Consider the following 18,281-nt stretch of genomic DNA (forward strand, 5'->3'; position numbering starts at 1 on the left):
AACCTTTTCATAGCGTCGGTTTCGAGTCGGCGTCAATGAGAATGGCCCGCACTTGATTTCCCTGTGCAAATGGACGACAAGTAGGACACGGGGCATCTCAGAATGACACGCGCGAGCCATTTCCACCAGCCGCAGACGGGCGGCAACGGGAAAACGCCCTACGAGACGGTCTTCGTGGCGCGCCAGCCGGTGTTCGGCCGCGACCTCTCCACCTGGGGCTACGCCCTGCTCTACCGCGACGCGGGCGACGCGGACCGGGCCGTGTTCAGCGACGATTTCGACGCCACCCTGCGGGTGGTGGCCAACGCGCCCCTGTGCCCGGACACCTGCGCCCCGGACAAGCACGTGCTCATCCATTTCCCCGAGCGTTCGGTCATCGGCGGGGTGGCCCACGCCCTGCCGCCGGAGACCACGGTGGTCCTGGTGGCCGAGCTGGCCGACCCCGGGCCGGAGTACCTGGACTCCCTGCTGGGGCTCAAGCGCGACGGCTACACCCTGGCCCTGGACAACTACAGCGCCGACCCCGCGCGCGAGGCCCAGTACGCGCTGGCCGACATCTTCTGCGTGGACGTGCTGGGCCGCGAGGCGGGCGAACTCTCGGCCCTGGCCCGGGCCGCCGGCAAGTGGCCCGTCCGGCTGCTGGCCAAGCGGGTGGAGGACCAGGGCACGCTGGAGCTGTGCCGGGAACTGGGCTTCCACCTCTTCCAGGGCTTCTTCTTCAAGAAGCCGCAGACCCTCTCCGCGCGGACCATCTCGTCGCTGGAGGAAAGCCGCCTGCGGCTCTTCAAGGTCATCGAACACGACGAACCGGACTTCCCGGCCCTGACCCAGGCCATCGAGGCCGACGTGTCCCTGACCTACCGGCTGCTGACCTTCCTCAACTCGGCCAGCTTCGGTTTCGCCAAGAAGGTGGCCTCCATCCGCCAGGCCGTGGTGCTGGCGGGCTGGAAGCCCATCCGGGCCTGGCTCCGGCTGCTGCTGCTCACGGACCTGGTGCCCGCCGCGCGCACCCGCGAACTGGCCTACCTCTCGGCCCAGCGGGCGCGTTTCCTGGAGCTGGCGGCCCAGGCCGGAGACCGGCCGGACCAGGCCGACATCCTCTTCCTCATGGGCCTGTTCTCGCTCCTGGAGCCCATCTTCAACATGCCCATGGAGCACATCGTGGACCGGCTGCCCCTGCCCGACGCCGTGCGCCTGGCCCTCTGCGGCGAGGACAACGACCTGTCGCCCTGGCTGGCCCTGACCCAGGCCCTGGAGAACTCCGACTTCAGCGCGGCCCGGGCCCTGTGCCGGGAGCTGGGCCTGGAGGCGGCCCAGGCCGCCGAGGCCTACCAGGCGTCCCTGCACTGGGCCGACTGCTTCTTCGGCCTGCTGGCCGCGGACCCCGGCGGCGCCGAGATCTAGCGCCGCCGACGCTTCACGACGAAACTCCCAACCATTCAAAATACAAGACCGACCGAAGACGACGACCGGCGGCGGGTTAATGTTCGCCCGGGCCGCGCCCCGGTCGCGTCGCGTCTTGACACCGGCACGGGGACGGGGGCACTCTTCGAGCAGACAAGGATGCGCCCATGAGCACCGTCGTTTCCCAGGACCAGGACGACCCGGCGTCCCCGGCGGGTTCCCTGAACGCGCGTCTGCGCGGCCTGCTCCTCCCGGACGGCCGCCTTCCCCCGGAACGCCGCCTAGCCGAGGCCCTGGGCGTGAGCCGCTTCGCCCTGCGGGCCGCGTTGGCGGCCCTGGCCGGGGCCGGGTTCCTGCACACCCCGCCCGGCGGCGGCGCGGTCCTCTCCCCGGAGGGGCGCGACCGGGCGGCCGAAGTCTTTCTGGAGGGCCTGGCCCTGGGACGGCGGGAGCTGGTCGAGATCCTGGAGGTGCGCCGGATTCTGGAGCCGTCCATCGCGGAGATGGCCGCGCGCAAGGCCGCCCCGGCGGACCTGGCCCAGCTGCGCATGCTCCTGGCCTGCCAGCGCCGGGAGGTGGCCTCCGGCGGCACGGGCCGCGACGCGGACGCCGCCTTCCACGCCTGCCTGGCCCGCATCGCGGGCAATTCCCTGCTCCTCGGCATGGTCGAGGACATCGCCGGACGCCTGGCCGAGACCCGCGAGGCCTTCCTCCTGGAACGCGAAACCCACCGCATGGCCGCCCTGGTGGCCCACGAAACCGTGCTGGCCGCCGTGGCCGCGGGCGACGCTCCGGCCGCCGCGCGGGCCATGCGCGACCACCTGGACCGCATGACGCCCGCCTTCACCGGGTCATGGAAAGGCGGCGAAGATGCCGACCGACAGCTGACGATCCTTTCGCAACTTGCCTGAATACAAGACGGACGATCGCCGACTATGGCGGATCAGAGCGGGCAGGCGCGGGGCAGGAGCACGGTCACGTAAGTCCCCTCGGGGTCCGAGGTGCGCATCCGCACCGAGCCGCCGTGGGTCTTGGCGATGAGCCGGGCCGAGTAGGTGCCCAGGCCCGTGCCTCCGGGCTTGTCCGCCGTGGCGTACTTCTCGAAGAAGCGGTCGCGCACGGCCTCGGGCACGCTGCCCCGGTTGTGGATGGTCAGGGCCCAGCACTCCTGCTCCGGCTCCAGGCTCACGCTCACCCGGCTGTCCGGCGGCGAGGCCTCCACCGCGTTCTTGATCAGATTGGTGAAAAGCGTCTCCAGGTGCCGGGGCTCGCCCATGAGCGGGCAGGATTCGCCGCCGGGCCAGGCCCGGCCCTCGCGCCGCCAGACCAGGGTCAGCCGCTTGCGCCGGATGAGCGGGTCGAGCAGGCTCTCCACCTTGCCCAGCAGTTCCGAAAGGTCCACGGGCTCCGGCGAAAGCACGTAGTCGCCCTGCTCCATGTGCAGCAAATCCAGGGAGGTGTTCAGGATGTTCAGCACCTGCTCCCCGGCCTCGCCCATGGCCGTGAGCAGGGCCCGCTGGCGCTCGGACAACCCGCCGTCGCGCAGCAGCGTGCGCACCAGGCCCACGATGCCCGTGAGCGGGGACTTGATGTCGTGGCGGGCGATGCGCTCCACGTCCTCCCGCAGCCGGGCCAGGGCGTGCTGCTCGGTGATGTCGCGGGAAAAGGCCGCCACCAGCGCCACCTCGCCGCTCCGGCCCAGCACGGGCCAGAGATTGTGCTCCAGGCGGCGGCCGTCGCGCTCGTCCTCGAAGCGCAGACCCCGGCCCAGACAGAACACGTCGTGCATCCGCGCGAGCCGGTCCTCGAACAGGTTCCAGGGGACGAACTCCGCCAGGCTGCGGCCGTGCATCTCCTCGGGCGTGCTGTTGAAACGCGTCGCGCCCGAACGGTTGACCGCCACCACCGTGCCGTCCACGTCCAGAAGCAGGGCCGCGTCGTCCTCCGCGTCCAGGAGCACCCGGGCCAGGGCCTGGCCCCGGCGCAGACGCTCCTCGGCCAGGCGCTCCACCGGCCCGCGCACGAGCACCACCCGCGCCGCTCCGTCCGGGGCCTCGGGCAACTGGGCCACGTCCAGGAACACGTCGCGGGGGCCGTCCGGGGTCTTCAGCCGGGCCATGGCCAGACCCGGAGGATGCGGGTCCAGGGCCACCTCGGCCCCCGGTCCCAGCTCCACGAAATCGCGGCCCGAAAGATCGTCATCGGAACGCCGCAGCAAACGGCGCAAGGCGGAATTGGCGTAGAGCACACGGCCCGAGGCGTCGAGCACGGCCAACCCCAGGGGCAGCGCCTCCAGCAGGCGGGCGGCGAAGGCCGGGGCCTCCGCCGTGGGCGAGTCCTTGGGTCCGGGCATCCCTCCTCCAAGGTCGGCCGAATGGGCGGTGTGACAAAAGTGCCCCATTTGACGGACAAACGCCCGTTCTGTCAACGCCCGGCTTCGCCGGTTCACGGAAACACGGGGGAGGCTCCCGGCTTCGCCGGTCTACAGAAAGGCCAAGAGACTCCCGGCCTCCTGCCTTTCTGAAGCGGGGCGAAGCCCCTGAAAGGCGGACGCGAGGAGTGTTTTCACGAGCAGGCAGGGGCAAGACGACATTGGCCGACAACGGACACGACACGCGCCGCCGAGGGCTGAACGGGAACCGGGAGTGCGCGGCCCCTTGCCTTGTCGTGAAAATACCCGAGGGCCCGCCCGGCTTCGCCGGTTCATAGAAAAGCGAAGAGGCTCCCGTCTTTCGTCTTCCCGAAACGGGCCGCCCGGCTTCGCCGGTCTACAGAAAGGCCCGGCTTCGCCGGTCTACAGAAAGGCCAAGAGGCTCCCGGCCTCCCGCCTTTCTGAAACGGGCCGAAGCCCCCCCCTAGAGGATGGGGTTGGTGACGGGCAGCCGCACGGACCAGGAGGACTCCTGGGTCGGGATCGCGGCGGCCTCGGCGGCGGCCAGGGTGGGCCAGTCGGTCAGGACGGGAGCGGGAACGGGAACCGGGGCCGGAACCCGGGCCGGGGTGGTGGCGGCGGGATCGGGCGCGGGCCGGGGCGTGGGCGCGGCGGCCTGGACGGTTTCGGGCGCGGCCAGATCGGCCAGCAGCACGGAGTCGAAGGGCGAAGGCAGGGTTTCGTGGGCCTCGGGCGCGGCCTCGGGCAGAGCGGCCACTCCGTAGGTCTCGGAGAGCGAAGCCAGGGAGGCCGCGGCCACGGGCGCGTGGCCCTCGCGGTCCAGGCCGGTTTCCCAGGGGCCGACGTAGTCCGGGCCGTCCAGGATGTCGACCACGGTGGCGATCTTGTCCTGGATCACCTCGTCGGGGGACTTGTCGTTCACGGCCATCTCGTAGCCGTACTCGCAGACGGAAAGCGCGGTCCCGGCATACTGCACCGGGCCGCCGAGAACATAGCCGCCCACACTCACGGCGGCGCCGACGACCATGCAGCCGGACAGCGCCGGAAGGCAGGCCAAAAGAAGGAGGGCCACGAGACGTTTCATCGGTCTCTCCATCTAAAGAAACTCGCTAGCCTGTTTCGACCTTTTTGTAAAGAAGGCCGGTCGGCCATGGACGACGGTTTCCCGTCACCCTTCCGGGAGGCATGCAAATTTCGGCCCCTTCGGCGCGTTACGAAAAGGCAAAGAGACTCCTCTCTCCCGCTTTTCCGTAAATGGGGCCGAAGGCCCCCGGAAGGCGGACGCGAGGCGTGTTTTCACGAGCCGGGCGGGGGCAAGTCAGGCCCGGCCCAAAGCGCCCACACGACATGCGCCGCCAAAGGTTGAACGGGAACCGGGAGTGGCGCGGCCCCTTGTCTTGTCGTGAAAACATGCGAGTGGACGCCCCCATTTTCGCGGAGCGCCCGGCTTCGCCGGTCTACAGAAAGGCCAAGAGGCTCCCGTCTCTCTGGCTTTCCATACTCCGGCGAAGCCGGGCCGAAGCCCCCTTCCCTATGCCTGATCCGCGGGCGCCAGGATGGCGCCGAGCACGGCGTCGAACTCCTCCAGGCTCACGGGCTTGGCGATGTAGCCGTTCATCCCGGCGGCCAGGAAGCGTTCGCGGTCGCCCTTCATGGCGTGGGCGGTCATGGCCACGATGGGAATGTCGCGGGCCTTGGGGGCCTCGCCCTCGCGGATGCGGCGGGTGGCCTCCAGGCCGCTCATCTCGGGCATCTGGATGTCCATGAGCACGCAGTCGTAGGTTCCGTGCGCCAGGAGGTCCAGGACCTGACGCCCGTTCTCGGCCAGGGTCACGGAGTGCCCGGCCTCCTCCAGGAAGCTCATGGCCGCGAGCTGGTTGATCTTGTTGTCCTCGGCCAGGAGGATGCGCAGGCCCTGGGGCTTGCCCAGGGGGGAGCCGGAGCGGGCCGGGGGCGCGGGCGGCGCGTCGCCCTCGACGGCGGCGTGGGCCAGGATGTGCAGGATGACCTTGGTGCCCCGGCCGGGCTCGGACTCGATGCGCACCTCGCCGCCCATGAGCCCCACGAGGCGCTTGACGATGCCCAGGCCCAGGCCCGTGCCCTGGTACTTGCGCGAGAAGGAGCCGTCGGCCTGGGTGAAGGAGTCGAAAATCTTCTCCAGCATGTGGACCGGGATGCCCACGCCGGTGTCCGCGACCTCGAAGTCCAGGCGCACGCGGCCCTCGGGCTCGAGGCCCGGCTTGCGGGCGGCCAGGACATGCACGAATCCGGCCTCGGTGAACTTGATGGCGTTGCCCACGAGGTTGAAGAGCACCTGGCGCAGGCGGCCCGGGTCGCCCGCGGCCTCCCGCGGGATGTCGCCCTCGGCGGTCCAGGTCAGGGTCAGGCCCTTCTCCAGGGCCTGGGGCCGGAAGATGTCCAGCACGGAGTCCAGCAGCTCGGGCAGGTTGAAGCGTTCGTGGGCGATCTCCACCTTGCCCGCCTCGATCTTGGAGAGGTCGAGGATGTCGCTGATGACCGACAGGAGGTTCTGGCCGGAGTTGAGGGCGGTGTCCACGTACTTGCGCTGCTTGCCGTCCAGGGGCGTGCGCTGGAGGAGCTGGAGCATGCCCATGACGCCGTTGAGCGGGGTGCGGATCTCGTGGCTCATGTTGGCCAGGAACTCGCCCTTGGCCATGCTGGCGGCCTCGGCCTCCTCCTTGGCCCGGATGAGGGCCATCTCCAGCCGCTTGCGCTCGGTGATGTCCACCACCGCGCCGATGACCTTCAACGGGCGGCCGTCGGCGTCGCGCACGCAGGTGCCGCGCACCTCGACCCAACGGTAGTCGCCGTCGCGGTGGGTGAGCTGGGTCTCCACCTCGAACTCGGCCCGGCCGCTCCTGATGAAGCGCTCGAAGTGCTCGCGCGCGCCCTCGCGATCCGCGGCGCGCATGAGTTCCGCGATGCGGCCCAGGTCGTCGGGCACCTCCTCGGGCTCGTAGCCGAGCATCTCCTTGAACACCGGGTCCACGTAGGTCTGGTCCAGGACGAAATCGCGCTCCCAGACGCCGACCTTGCCCGCCCGGGCGGCCAGGGCGAAGCGCTGGCGGTTGCGCAGCAGGGCGGCCTCGGTCTTGCGGCGGTCCTCCACCTCCTGGCGCATGTCGCGCTCGCGGGCCTCCACGGTGAGCAGGTCGCGGCGCTGGCGTCCGGCGCGCAGGCCGAAGAGCGTGGCCAGGATGAGGGCCGCGGCCACCACGGCCAGCCCCAGGATCAAGCCCATGCCGAACCACTCGGGCAGGGGGTGCCCCTGGTCGCGGTTCAGCCAACGTTCCAGGGAGGCGTGCAGCACCGAGCCCCGGTCCAGGACCAGACGGTCCATCTGGCGATCGAAGCCCTTGATGATCCAGGCGTTCCGGCCCTTGAGCACGGCCGCGGCCTTGAAGGTGGGCATGAAGGTGATCGAGGCGGCCGCCACGCCGTAGCCCGGGGCCGCATACTCGCCGTAGAGGCGGCAGACCACTCCGGCTCCGGCCTCGCCCCGGGCCACGGCCTCCAGCACCAGGGGTTGGGTGTCCACCCAGTGGGGGGTCACGGAGAGCCCGTATTCCTCGATGAGCTCCAGGAATCCCTGGGCGGTGCGCGAACCGCGCGTCAGGGCCACGGTGCGCCCGGCCAGGTCCATGAGACTCGCGGGCTTTTCACCGGGGCGGGTGTAGACCGCCCCCCAGGTGCGCAGGTACTTGCGGCGGCTGAAGTCGAGAAATTCCGCCCGCTCCCCGGTCTGGGCGATGTAGGGCAGGACGTCCACGCGCTCCTGGCGCATGAGGCCGACGCATTCCTGACCGGAGCAGGGCACCCACTCCAGATCCCAGCCCTCGGCCCGGGCCACCTCGCTCAGCACGTCCACGGCCAGACCCCGGGGCAGGCCCCTCTCGTCCAGGAAGGCCCCGGGCGGCAGGCCGGAAAGGGCCGCGCGCACCAGCGGGCGGCGCTCGGCGCGGGCCGGGGGCGCGCCCAGGATCAGGACGGCCGCCAGCATGGCGAGCAGGAGCGGAAGCCGCGCCCGGAACGGATACAGGGCGGATTTCATACCATTTTCATACACCGGGCAAGTCCGCCTGTAAACGCGGCGCGTCCCGTTCCGACGCCTTTTTTCACCCCGGCGGGAAGCCCTTGGCCCGGGCCACGCGGTCGGCGGCCGCGCGGATCTCGGCCGCCTCGCGCAGTTCGGCCAGGCAGTCCTCGCTCGGCTCAAACCCCGGGCACGACCCGGCCGAGGTCCAGGACGGCGGCCGCACCGCCACCCCCGGCCAGCCCGCCGCGCGCAACGCCTCCGAGGCGGCCTCGCAGCAGCCTCCGGCGAGGTTGCGGCAATCCCCGCAACGTCCCCCGCTGTCCCGGCGCGCCATCCCGGCTGAGGTCAATCGGCTGTTCATGCATGAATATTTAGTCAGATGACAACCGCTCGTCAACGTCTTTGTCTCCCTCGACCGGCGGCCGCCCGTCTCCGGGTTCCGCCCCGACCCCATCCCGGCCCACGGCGTCGGACAATCGGAAGCCCAGCCGCCGCAGGTCTCCGGCGGTGGGCAGGCTCCCGTCCCCGCGGGGCATCAGGATCATGCAACGCACCATGTTCTTCCTCCAGGGCCGGGCGATGTATCGTCCTTCTTCACCCGCGCCACAGTCGGAAACCTATAGTGCATCGCCAATGCGGAAGTCCAGTATAATCTATATTTTTACAATAGAATAGCCTATTTGAGTTCCAAAAGCGCATTCAATAGCCTGATGTATTTTTTCTTTTGCATTGCGTTTCGTCTGTTGTGTTGTGGACGGGAGCCTATCCGATCGGAAAAGCTCCAGAAGAATGCCGCGCCGCAAGCGCGCGACGCACGGTCGCCGGAAACGGGGCGCGTCCCCCGGCAAGCCGGTGCGGGGAATCAGCGGTGGCAGCGGCCGCATTCCAGCGGCCCGTGCGGCAGGTAGTTGGCCTTGAAGCGGGCGTGGCAGCCCAGGCAGCTGCGCGGCGAATCCGGCAGGTGGAAGGCCCGGTGCAGGGATCGGGGCGGTTCGTCTTCGCGGGTGATCAGGGAATGGCAGGCCGCCTCGGCGGAGCAGCTCGCGGGCTCCTTGTGGTGGCAGCTCCGGCAGGCGGTGCGGCCGCCGTGAATGTGGCGGGCGTGGGAGAAGAAGACCGGCGGCCGGGTGCGCTGGGCGGGCCAGGTCAGGTGGCCGTCCTTGGGCATGTTCGCCGGGGACCAGAAGCCCTCCGCGCCGTGGCTGTAATTCTCCGGAGCCGCCTGCCGGGTGTCGCCCATGCGGGGCGCGGGCGCGCCGTGGCCGCTCGCCCCGGCAGGAGGAACGAAGGCCGGATGCGCCGCCAGGGCGAGCACGAGGATCAGGACCGCCGCGGCCGGGGCGGGTGACGGACGCCCCCGCTCATGACGTCCCGGGATGGGCTCACGCATGGCTTCATACATAATGGAAAGAGCCGCCGAGGCCAAGCCCGAACCCGGCCAAGGAGCGACCTGCACCGCTTCCTGTTTGCAATCAATGTCGGAAAATCGATTGCAATTCGTTGCATATTTTTCTATCAAGCCATTATCAGTACAGATTCTTTTATTTGCAAAAAAAGGTGCGGAATCATGCGCGGAAAATCCCTGGTGCTCAGCGCGGAAACCCTCCAGTTCTCGCGCCGCCACGACCGCGTGCGGGTCCAGCCCGTTCTGGCCCGGGTCCAGACCCTGGCCGGGCTCCTGGCCGAACTCCCCGTTCTTCCCGAAACCGCCGAAGCCCTCGACGCCGACCTCCGCCTGCGCTCCATCCTCGGCTCGGCCGCCCTCTCCGGCAACGCCCTGCCCCCGGAGCAGGCCGCCCTCATCCTCGACGCCCCCGAGCCCCCCGCCGACCCCGCCGCCCGCGAAGTCCACAACCTCGCCCGGGTGCTGCGGCCCCTCACCCGGCCCCGCCGCGAGTTCGGCGTCCTGGAGGTGGCCGAGGCCCACCTGCGCAAGCTCCACGCCGGCATCACCGAGGGCCTGCCCTACCCCGCATCCGAGCCCGGCGCGTACCGCACCCGCTCCATCGAGGTGGGCGACGAATCCCAGGGCGGCGCCTACGTCCCTCCCCGCCAGGTCCAGGACATCCGCCGCCTCATGGAACGCTTCACCGCCTGGATCAACTCAGAACCCCTGCGCCACGAGCCGCCCCTGCTCCGCGCCGCCATCTGCTCCTTCCACCTGGCCTGCATCCACCCCTTCGACACCGGCAACCACCGCGCCATCCGCGCCCTGCACGCCCTGATCCTCTCCGCCGCCGGACTGCGCCGCCTCGCCTGGCTCCCGGCCATCCACGAGCACCGCGCCCCCCTGGAGTCCTTCCGCGCCTTCCTCGACTCCCTGCGCCACGAGATGGACCTCACCGCCTACCTCGAGCAGCACCTCCAGGGCCTCCTGGACCAGCTCACCGAAATCAAGACCCGCCTCATCGCCCCCCTGGCCCGCCTCACCGCCGAGCACCACCTCCAGGCCCTCCTCGACCAGCGCCGCGTCACCCCCCGCCAGCTCGACCTCCTCCACCTCCTCCAGGAGCACGGCCGCCCCCTCACCCTCCAGCAGATCCTCGCCACCCGCCCCTTCGGCATCCTCTACCGCGGCCGCTCCTCCCACTCCGCCCGCCGCGACCTCCTCAACCTCGCCCGACTCGGCCTCATCCATCGCTCCGGCCACGCCTTCTCCCCCTTCGGGGGTTCATAGAAAGGCCAAGAGGGACGGGAGAAGACGAAATCGGGGGCTCCCCGCCCCCCGGCTTCGCCGCCGCCTTCGGCGGTTTACAGAAAACCCAAGAGACTCCCGTCTCTCCGCCTTTCTGAAACGGGGCGAAGCCCCCTGACAGGCGGACGCGAGATGTGTTTTCACGAACCAGGCAGGGGCAAGTCAGGCCCGGCCCGACGTGCCGACACGACACTCATGGCCGGGGATCGATCGGGAATCGGGAGTCGGCGCGCCCCTTGCCTTGGCGTGAAAACATACGAGGGGCCGCCCCCCATTTTCGCGGAGCGCCCCCCTTCGGAGGCTTGCGGAAAGGCCAAGAGGCTCCCGTCTCTCCGCCTTTCTATGAACCGACGACACCGGCCCCGGATATGAGGGTGATCGCGGTGCGGGCCATCTGGTCCAGGTCCGGCTTGGCCACCTGGGCGTCGGCCCCCACGCTCTCGCCCTTGTGCCGCAGCTCGTCGGTGATGATGGAGGAGTAGAGGATCACGGGCAGGGTCTTGAGCACGGGGTCGTTCTTCACGGACTTGGTCAGGGTGAACCCGTCCATGAGCGGCATCTCGATGTCCGAGATGAGCACGTCCAGAAAATCGGTGACGGGCTTGCCGGAGTCGTGGGCCGCGTTCTTGACCTCCTGGAGCTTGTCCATGGCCTCGGAGCCGTTGTTGGCCATGAGGACTTCGAATCCGGCGGCCTCCAGGTTGTTCTGGAGCATGGTCCGGATGGTGGCGGAGTCGTCGGCCACCAGGGCGCTGTAGCGCGCCTCGGCGTGGGCCGAGGTGCTCCAGGCCCGGGTCGAGCAGGCCGGGTCCAGGTCGGCCAGGATGTATTCCAGGTCCAGGAGCTGGATGAAACGGCCCTCGCGTTCCACCAAGCCCACGATGCTGGCCGTGTCCACGCGGCCCAGGGCCTTGGACGGCGGGATGACCTCGGGCCAGCCCACGCGGTGGATCTCGGTGACGCCGGAGACGAGGAAGCCGGTGACGGCCTGGCTGAACTCCGTGACGATGACCACCTCCTGGTCGTGGGCGGCCTTGTCCAGGCCGAGCCAGACGGCCAGGTCGATGACCGGCAGGATGTGGTCCCGCAAGGGAATGACGCCCAGGAAGGAGGCGTGGGTGGCCGATTCCGGGTGCGTGAGCCGGGGGCTCTCGATGACCTGCATGACCTTGGCCACGTTGACCCCGAAGTGACAGGGCACGGGCCCGGCCGGGGTCTGCTCGTCGATGTGGAACTCCAGGATTTCCAGTTCGTTGGTGCCGGTCTCCAGGAGGATTTCCGTCTTCTTGGCCATCTCCGCCTCCGCGCGGTTCAAGGGAGCGCTTTCGGAGCATAGCGCGGCGAGGCGGGCGGGGGGAAGGAATCGCGGGAAAAAATAACGTTCAGAACACGGGCAGGCGGCTGGACACGAGTTCGCGCAAATCGGGACGGCGCAGGGGCTTGACCAGAATCCCGTCGAAACCCGCCTGGGCGCACTGCCGGGCGTGCCCCTCGTCCTCGTGGGCCGTGAGGGCCAGGATGGGGGTGTGGTGGCGCTGCTCGGCGGCCTCCAGGGCGCGCATGGCCCGGGCCGCGTCCAGGCCGTTCATCCCGGGCATCTCCAGGTCCAGGAGAACCAGGACGTAGGCGTTGGCCCGGAACAGTTCCAGGGCCTGGGCCCCGTCGACGGCCTCGTCCACCTCGCAGGGCAGTCCCTTGAGAAAAAGCAGGGCGATGGCCCGCTGGGCCTCGGCGTCGTCCACGAGAAGAAGGCGTTCCATTTTCGTGTGATAGCACCGGTCGGGCGCACCCGCAAGCCGGGATGGACCAAAAAGCGGTTCCGGCCTATCGTGCCGCGCATGAGCATCGACCTGCACACCCACTCCACGGCCTCGGACGGCACGGATTCGCCCGCCGAGATGGTGCGCAAGGCCCTGGCCGCCGGACTTTCCGCCCTGGGCCTCACGGACCACGACACCGTGGGCGGCCTGGACGAGCTGCGCCGGGCCGGGGCCGAGGCCGGGCTGCGCGTGGTCCCCGGGGTGGAGCTGTCGGCCTCCGCGCCGCCGGGTTCCGGGCCGCTGCACCTGGTGGGGCTCTGGCTGCCCGAACGGCCGGAGAACCTGCTCCGGCTGCTCCGATGGGTTCTGGACGCCCGCGAGGACCGCAACCGCGAGGTGGCCGACAAGCTGGCCGCCCTGGGCACGGGCGTGACCTACGACGAGGTCCGGGAGCTGGCCGGGGGCGTGGTGGGCCGTCCGCACTTCGCCCAGGCGCTTCTGAGGCGCAGGGCCGTGACCTCGCTGGAAGAGGCCTTCCGCCGCTACCTGGGGCGCTGGGGCAAGGCCTACGCGCCCAAGGCCAAGCTCACCCCGGCCCAGGCCTTGGAGGCCTTGCGCGCCGACGGGGCCACCCCGGTGCTGGCCCATCCCGGCCTGCTGGGCCTGTCCCCGGCCGAGCTGGAGCCGGTGGTCCGCCATTTGCGCGACCTGGGCCTGGAGGCCATCGAGGTCCACTATCCCGAGCATTCCCCGCGCCAGATGGACCAGTACGCGGCCCTGGCCGGGCGGCTGGGGCTTCTGCCCTCGGGCGGCAGCGACTACCACGGCGCGGTCAAGCCCGGCCTGCTCCTGGGCCGGGGCAAGGGCTCCCTCTGCGTGCCGGATTCCGTGCTCGACCGCCTGCGCGAACACCGGGCGAAACAGGGCCTGTGGACCTGATCGCCTGTGGCGAAAAAGTCTGGATTTTTTCTAGTACTTGAAATCACTCAGATTGAAAAAATATCGTGCGGCCCGCATTGACTGGGGGCCGATGATGCTTATTTTGTGTCTAACCGGGAGGACGGACCTCCCGAGGTCATAGGACGAACCCCAACGGAGGGTGGAGAGGAATAAACGCCGAGTGGTTTACCGACAGAATGGCGGATCGAGCCGCCCCGAGCCCTGAAAGAGCGCAGTGAGCCGAAAAAATCCCCCTGGGTCCAGAGAGAAAAGGGGAATGCCGGAAAGACACCGGAATCGGCTCACAACCTTTTGTTTTTCCTCCCCCTTCACCAAATCGCCACACGAACCGTCCCGAATCCCTCCGCATTCCCCGGACCACCCGCTTCTCCGCCTCCAACCCCGCGCCGCCGTTGACGATAAAAAACATGGACAGCCGTTGCGCGTCAGCGTAACAGTCGAATCAACGGCAAAGTCCCTGGAAGGCCGTTCGGCCATGAACCGAAACGGAGGGAGGGGCGAAATAGAAGCAGAGGCTTTTCACCATATGGCGGATAGAGCCGCCCCCGCCACGACAGAGCGCGTGCGCCATGAATGAATTCCCCAGGCCATCGAGCCGGGAACCGACCGGACCTCCGGCATGGCGCACTTTTCATACTCCACCCCCCTGGGGAAAATCGCGAATTTTCTTGACTGATATTTTCCGACCGCATATGGGTCAGCTTTCTGCCGGATTCCGGTTGTCTCCGCTTGGCACGGAGCCGAGTGGGCCGGAAGGCAAATTTTGTTCTCTTTTTTAAGGAGTTTGGGGTTTATGAAGTCTATTTACGTCGGGAACCTTCCCTTCAGCGCCACCGAGGACCAGACCCGCGACCTGTTCGCCCGTTACGGCGAAGTGTCTTCCGTCAAATTCATCATGGATCGCGAGACCGGCCGTTTCCGCGGCTTCGGTTTCGTGGAGATGGAGGACAACGCGGCTGACGAGGCCATCCGCAGCCTGAACGGCGCCGATTTCGGCGGCCGCACCCTCAAGGTCAATGAGGCCAAGCCCCGCGAGGAGCGTCGCCCCCGCTGGTAGTTGGAAGTTCCGACTTTCCAGTTGACCACCCGCCGCCCGGCCCTCACGCCGGGCGGCTTTTTTTTCGCCCCCCTTCGGGGATTTTCAGAAAGGCGAAGCCCCGAGCGTCTCCCGGCCTTTCCTTGAACCGGCGAAGCCGGTAGAAGAGGCCATGCGCCGCTCCGTTCCCTTGTTGTTGGTCGCGCTCCTGTTGTTGTCCGGCTGCGCTCCGGGCCGCCGGGCTCCAGCGGCCCTGGAGAACCGGGCGGACTGGCGGGAGCTGTCCGTGGACCGGCCCCTGCCCGCGCGGGCCTGGCTGCGCGGCCGGGCGGACGTGCTTTGGATCTACGTCGAGGGCGACGGCAACGCCTATTCCATGCGGACCCGGCCGTCCCTGGACCCCACGCCGCACACGCCCGCGGCCCTGATCCTGGCCCTGAAGGACGACTCCCCGGCCGTGGCCTACGCCGGGCGGCCCTGCCAGTACGGCCCCGACGAGCCCTGCGTCGCCGCGGACTGGACCACGGGCCGGTTCTCGGAACGGGTGCTGGCCGCCGAGAACGGACTGGTGGACCGGCTCAAGACGGCGGCCGGAGCCCGGAAGGTGGTGCTGGTGGGCTTTTCCGGCGGCGGGGCCGTGGCGGCGCTGCTGGCCGCGCGGCGATCGGACGTGGCCGGGCTGGTCACGGTCTGCGGCGTCCTGGACCACGAACTCTGGACCCGGCTGCACGGCGTGACCCCCCTCTCGGGCTCATTGAACCCGGCGGACGCGGCTCCGCGCCTGGGCGGCGTGCCCCAGGTCCACTTCTCCGGCGGCGAGGACCGGATCGCGCCGCCGGAACTGGCGGCCTCCTTCGCCCGCCGTCTCCCTCCCGACGCGCCGTGCACCCTGATCACGGTCCCGGGGCTCGCCCACGATCCCCACGGTTGCCCCCCCATTCGGGGGTTCTCGGAAAGGCTGAACGACGAGTTCCTCCCGGCCTTTCCATGATCCCCCTTTTCAGGAAGGCGGAAGAGGCGAGAGCCTCTCGGCCTTTCTCTAAACCGCCGAAGGCGGCTGGCATTTGGGGCAGTAGGTGGTGCTTCGGCCGCCGACCTTGGCTCCGCGCAGGGTGGCGCCGCAGACGCGGCAAGGCTCGCCCGCGCGGCCGTAGACGTTGAAGTGGTTCTGGAAGGCCCCGGCGTTGCCGCCCGCGTCGCGGTAGTCGCGGATGGAGGAGCCGTTCTCGCGGATGGCCTGGGTGAGGACTTGTTGGAGTTCCTTGTGGAGACGACGCAGCCGGGGGGCCGAGAGGACCGAGGTCTTGTCCTGGGGCCGGATTCCGGCGCGGAACAGGGACTCGTCGGCGTAGATGTTGCCCACCCCGGCCAGGGTGGTCTGGTCCAGGAGCGCGGCCTTGACGGCACGCGAGCCCGCGCCCAGGCGCTCGACGAAGAGCTTCGGGGACATGTCCAGGGGCTCCGGGCCGAGGGAGGCGTAGAACGGCCAGGCGGTCAGCTCCTCGGGCGCGAAGGCTTGGCAGGAGCCGAAGCGGCGGATGTCGGTGAAGACGAAGAACCCGCCGTCCTCGAGGTTGAAGCGGATGCGGGCGAAGCGGCGCACCTCGTCGGTGTCCAGGTCCGCCGTGACGCCGCCGGTCATGCGCAGATGCACGGCCAGCACGAGGTCGGACTCCAGGTCCAGGAGCAGGAGCTTGGCCCTGCGGCGCACGGCCAGGACGCGGCGTCCGGCCAGCCGCTTGGCGAAAGGCTTGGGCCCCTGGGGCGCGCTGATGGCGTCGAGCACGTCCACGGAACGGATGCGGCGGCCCCGCAGGGCGGGGTCCAATCCCCGGGCGATGGTCTCCACCTCGGGCAGTTCGGGCATGATTTTTGGTCCTTGTTGGGCTAGGGTGCCTGAGGCGTAAGGATAAGCAGACTTGGAGAGTTGTCCATGACCATCCGGTTCACGAGCGCGGCCCTGGACGAGATCGGATTCCTGCTGCCCGCCTCCGGCGCGGAACGGCTGCGGATCTCCCTCACGGCGGGCTGAGGCGGGGCCAGGCGACGCCTGGCGGCGACCCTGGACGGGCCGCGAGAAGGTGACGACCTGCTGGAGGTCCAGGGTGTTCCCCTGGCCGTGGAACGGGGCCTGTCGGCCGCGCTGCGCGGCGACCTGGAGATCGACCGGGGGCCCGAAGGCCTCGCCGTGCGCGGCGACCTGCCGCCGTTCGTGGCCGAGTTCGGCCTGCCCACGTCCTGACCCCCTTCGGCGCTCTGCGCAAGAGTTGAATCCCTGGGGGCTCCTCGCCCCCAGCCCCCCCCCGCCAGGCCTGAGGCCTGGACCCGATAGCGGCGCCCGGCTTCGCCGCCGCCTTCGGCGGTCTCCAGAACAGCCAAGAGACTCCCGCCTCTCCGCGTTTCTGAAATGGGGCGAAGCCCCCGACAGGCGGACGCGAGATGTGTTTTCACGAACCAGGCAGGGGCAAGTCAGGCCCGGCCCGACCCGCCGACACGACATGCAGAGCCGGGAATTGACCGGGAACCGGGAGTCGGCGCGCCCCTTGCCTTGGCGTGAAAACATACGAGTGGACGCCCCCCGCCTTCGCCGCCGCCTTCGGCGGTATACAGAAAACCAAAGAGACTCCTCTCTTCCGCCTTTCCGTAAATGGGGCCGAAGGCCCCCGCCTTCGGCGGTTTACAGAAAACCAAAGAGGCTCCCGGCTCTCCGCGTTTCCATGATCCGGCGAAGCCGGGGGGCGTTGCCGACTTGTTGTTGCAAACTATTTGTAACAAGAGTATTGCAATAACGAAAGCGCCGGGAGGAACCAGCATGTCCAACCCCTTCACGCTCAAGACCCTGGGCCCGGACCAGCCGTTCTGCGACCGGGAGAAGGATCTGGCCGACCTGGCCGCCTACGCCGAGGCGGGCCAGAACGTGGTGCTTTACTCGCCCCGCCGCTACGGCAAGACCTCGCTCTGCCGCCGCCTCCAGGCCGGACTGGCGGGCCGGGGATTCCTGACCGTCTTCTGCGACTGCTACGCGGTCACGTCCGTGGACGACCTGGCCGACCGGCTCGCCCGACAGGTCCTCGAAGCCCTGCACTCCAGGGAATCCCTGCTGGACAAAGGCCGCCGCTGGATCGGCGTGTTCCGGTCCTTCCGGCCGGTTTTCACGCCGACCCCCGAAGGCGGAGTGAGCCTGTCCGTGGAACGCGCCTCCCGCCGGGATTCCGGGCTCGACGTGTTCGCGCGGGTTCTGGAAGATCTGGACGCCTTCCTGACCCGTGGGGAAACCCCGGTTCATGTGACGCTCGACGAATTCCAGGAGATTTCGGAACTGGGCGACGGCCGCGTGGAGGCGCTGCTGCGCACGCACATCCAAGGCCAGCGCGCCGCCTATTGTTTCGTGGGCAGCCGCCGCTCCGTGCTGCTCGGCATGTTCACCGCCCGGAAGCGCCCGTTCTACCAGAGCGCCTTGCTCCACGCCCTGCCGCCCCTGCCGCGCGCGGACCTGATCGCCTTCCTGCGCGCCCGTTGCGCGGCCGGAGGCAAGGAGTGCCCGGAGGCCGCGGCCGCGACCCTGGCCGACCTCTCCGCCGGATATTCCTGGTACGCCCAGGCCCTGGGTTTCCACGCCTTCGCCCTGGCCGGGCAGCGGCTGACCCCGGAAGACGCCACGACGGCGCGGGAGATGGTCCAGGACCAGGAGCGCTTCGGCCACGAGGCCCAGGTGCGCGACCTGCCCGCCCCGCAAATCCAGCTTCTCCGGGCCCTGGCCGCCGATCCCACCTCCGCCCCGTTGGCGGCGGACTACCTGGCCCGCTGGGCCCTGGGCGCATCCACGACCGCCTACTCGCGCAAGCAACTGGTCAGCCGCGACCTGATCGAGAAGGACGACGCGGGCCTCTGGCGCGTTGTGGACCCGTTCTTCGCCGAATGGCTGCGCCGCCTCTAGCCTGCCGCCTTCGCCGCCCCCCTTCGGGGGGCTTCAGAAC

At 69.3% G+C, this 18,281-nt stretch carries 16 protein-coding genes; 8 read left to right on the plus strand and 8 right to left on the minus strand.

Annotated features, from left to right (window positions below; all coding sequences use genetic code 11):
- Positions 1 to 102: 102 nt before the first annotated feature.
- Positions 103 to 1,404: an EAL and HDOD domain-containing protein gene (locus tag H587_RS19005; protein ID WP_051202952.1), complete on the plus strand. Its 1,302-nt coding sequence runs from the start codon at positions 103 to 105 to the stop codon at positions 1,402 to 1,404.
- A gap of 167 nt (positions 1,405 to 1,571) precedes the next feature.
- Complete coding sequence (locus H587_RS19010) at positions 1,572 to 2,315, plus strand: FadR/GntR family transcriptional regulator (protein ID WP_051202954.1); 744 nt, start codon at positions 1,572 to 1,574, stop codon at positions 2,313 to 2,315.
- 32 nt (positions 2,316 to 2,347) lie between these two features.
- On the opposite strand, the gene H587_RS19920 is transcribed toward H587_RS19010, so the two are convergent.
- The 5 genes from H587_RS19920 to H587_RS19025 all read right to left on the minus strand — a co-directional run bounded on the left by H587_RS19920 (position 2,348) and on the right by H587_RS19025 (position 9,243).
- Positions 2,348 to 3,757 (minus strand): PAS domain-containing sensor histidine kinase, encoded by a 1,410-nt coding sequence (locus H587_RS19920; RefSeq protein WP_051202956.1) that lies wholly within the window; start codon positions 3,755 to 3,757, stop codon positions 2,348 to 2,350.
- Between the two features lie 502 nt (positions 3,758 to 4,259).
- A complete protein-coding gene (locus tag H587_RS0114705) occupies positions 4,260 to 4,880 on the minus strand; it encodes a hypothetical protein (protein WP_027176883.1) in 621 nt (206 codons plus the stop codon).
- Positions 4,881 to 5,327: 447 nt separating this feature from the next.
- Complete coding sequence (locus tag H587_RS19925; RefSeq protein WP_051202958.1) at positions 5,328 to 7,868, minus strand: ATP-binding protein; 2,541 nt, start codon at positions 7,866 to 7,868, stop codon at positions 5,328 to 5,330.
- Between the two features lie 64 nt (positions 7,869 to 7,932).
- A complete protein-coding gene (locus H587_RS0114715; protein ID WP_169432793.1) occupies positions 7,933 to 8,214 on the minus strand; it encodes a hypothetical protein in 282 nt (93 codons plus the stop codon).
- 501 nt (positions 8,215 to 8,715) lie between these two features.
- Positions 8,716 to 9,243 (minus strand): cytochrome c3 family protein, encoded by a 528-nt coding sequence (locus H587_RS19025; RefSeq protein ID WP_169432794.1) that lies wholly within the window; start codon positions 9,241 to 9,243, stop codon positions 8,716 to 8,718.
- A 177-nt stretch (positions 9,244 to 9,420) separates the two neighbouring features.
- Here H587_RS19025 and H587_RS0114730 point away from each other — a divergent pair, with 177 nt between their 5' ends.
- Positions 9,421 to 10,530, plus strand: a complete 1,110-nt coding sequence (locus H587_RS0114730) for a Fic family protein (protein WP_027176886.1) — start codon at positions 9,421 to 9,423, stop codon at positions 10,528 to 10,530.
- 358 nt (positions 10,531 to 10,888) lie between these two features.
- Here the strand turns inward: H587_RS0114730 and H587_RS0114735 are convergent, their stop codons facing one another.
- Positions 10,889 to 11,842, minus strand: coding sequence for a chemotaxis protein (locus H587_RS0114735; RefSeq protein ID WP_027176887.1), 954 nt, complete (start codon positions 11,840 to 11,842; stop codon positions 10,889 to 10,891).
- 88 nt (positions 11,843 to 11,930) lie between these two features.
- Entirely contained in the window at positions 11,931 to 12,308 is a 378-nt protein-coding gene (locus H587_RS0114740) for a response regulator (protein ID WP_027176888.1), read from the minus strand.
- A gap of 78 nt (positions 12,309 to 12,386) precedes the next feature.
- Here H587_RS0114740 and H587_RS0114745 point away from each other — a divergent pair, with 78 nt between their 5' ends.
- The 3 genes from H587_RS0114745 to H587_RS19030 all read left to right on the plus strand — a co-directional run bounded on the left by H587_RS0114745 (position 12,387) and on the right by H587_RS19030 (position 15,295).
- On the plus strand, positions 12,387 to 13,247 hold the full coding sequence (locus tag H587_RS0114745) for a PHP domain-containing protein (RefSeq protein WP_034609583.1): 861 nt from the start codon (positions 12,387 to 12,389) through the stop codon (positions 13,245 to 13,247).
- An 814-nt stretch (positions 13,248 to 14,061) separates the two neighbouring features.
- The gene (locus tag H587_RS0114750) at positions 14,062 to 14,325 is read left to right on the plus strand and encodes an RNA recognition motif domain-containing protein (RefSeq protein WP_027176890.1); all 264 of its coding nucleotides are present in this window, start codon (positions 14,062 to 14,064) and stop codon (positions 14,323 to 14,325) included.
- 151 nt (positions 14,326 to 14,476) lie between these two features.
- Positions 14,477 to 15,295, plus strand: a complete 819-nt coding sequence (locus H587_RS19030; RefSeq protein ID WP_051202960.1) for an alpha/beta fold hydrolase — start codon at positions 14,477 to 14,479, stop codon at positions 15,293 to 15,295.
- 48 nt (positions 15,296 to 15,343) lie between these two features.
- Here the strand turns inward: H587_RS19030 and mutM are convergent, their stop codons facing one another.
- Complete coding sequence (gene mutM / locus H587_RS0114760) at positions 15,344 to 16,171, minus strand: bifunctional DNA-formamidopyrimidine glycosylase/DNA-(apurinic or apyrimidinic site) lyase (protein WP_027176891.1); 828 nt, start codon at positions 16,169 to 16,171, stop codon at positions 15,344 to 15,346.
- A gap of 252 nt (positions 16,172 to 16,423) precedes the next feature.
- Between mutM and H587_RS21300 the strand changes: the two genes are divergently transcribed.
- Both H587_RS21300 and H587_RS0114775 read left to right on the plus strand, forming a co-directional pair.
- Positions 16,424 to 16,546: a hypothetical protein gene (locus H587_RS21300; RefSeq protein ID WP_281167647.1), complete on the plus strand. Its 123-nt coding sequence runs from the start codon at positions 16,424 to 16,426 to the stop codon at positions 16,544 to 16,546.
- A gap of 570 nt (positions 16,547 to 17,116) precedes the next feature.
- Positions 17,117 to 18,241 (plus strand): AAA family ATPase, encoded by a 1,125-nt coding sequence (locus H587_RS0114775; RefSeq protein ID WP_027176892.1) that lies wholly within the window; start codon positions 17,117 to 17,119, stop codon positions 18,239 to 18,241.
- Positions 18,242 to 18,281: the final 40 nt, after the last annotated feature.

Origin of the sequence: Desulfovibrio aminophilus DSM 12254 (assembly GCF_000422565.1) — a bacterium.
Classification (GTDB): domain Bacteria; phylum Desulfobacterota; class Desulfovibrionia; order Desulfovibrionales; family Desulfovibrionaceae; genus Aminidesulfovibrio; species Aminidesulfovibrio aminophilus.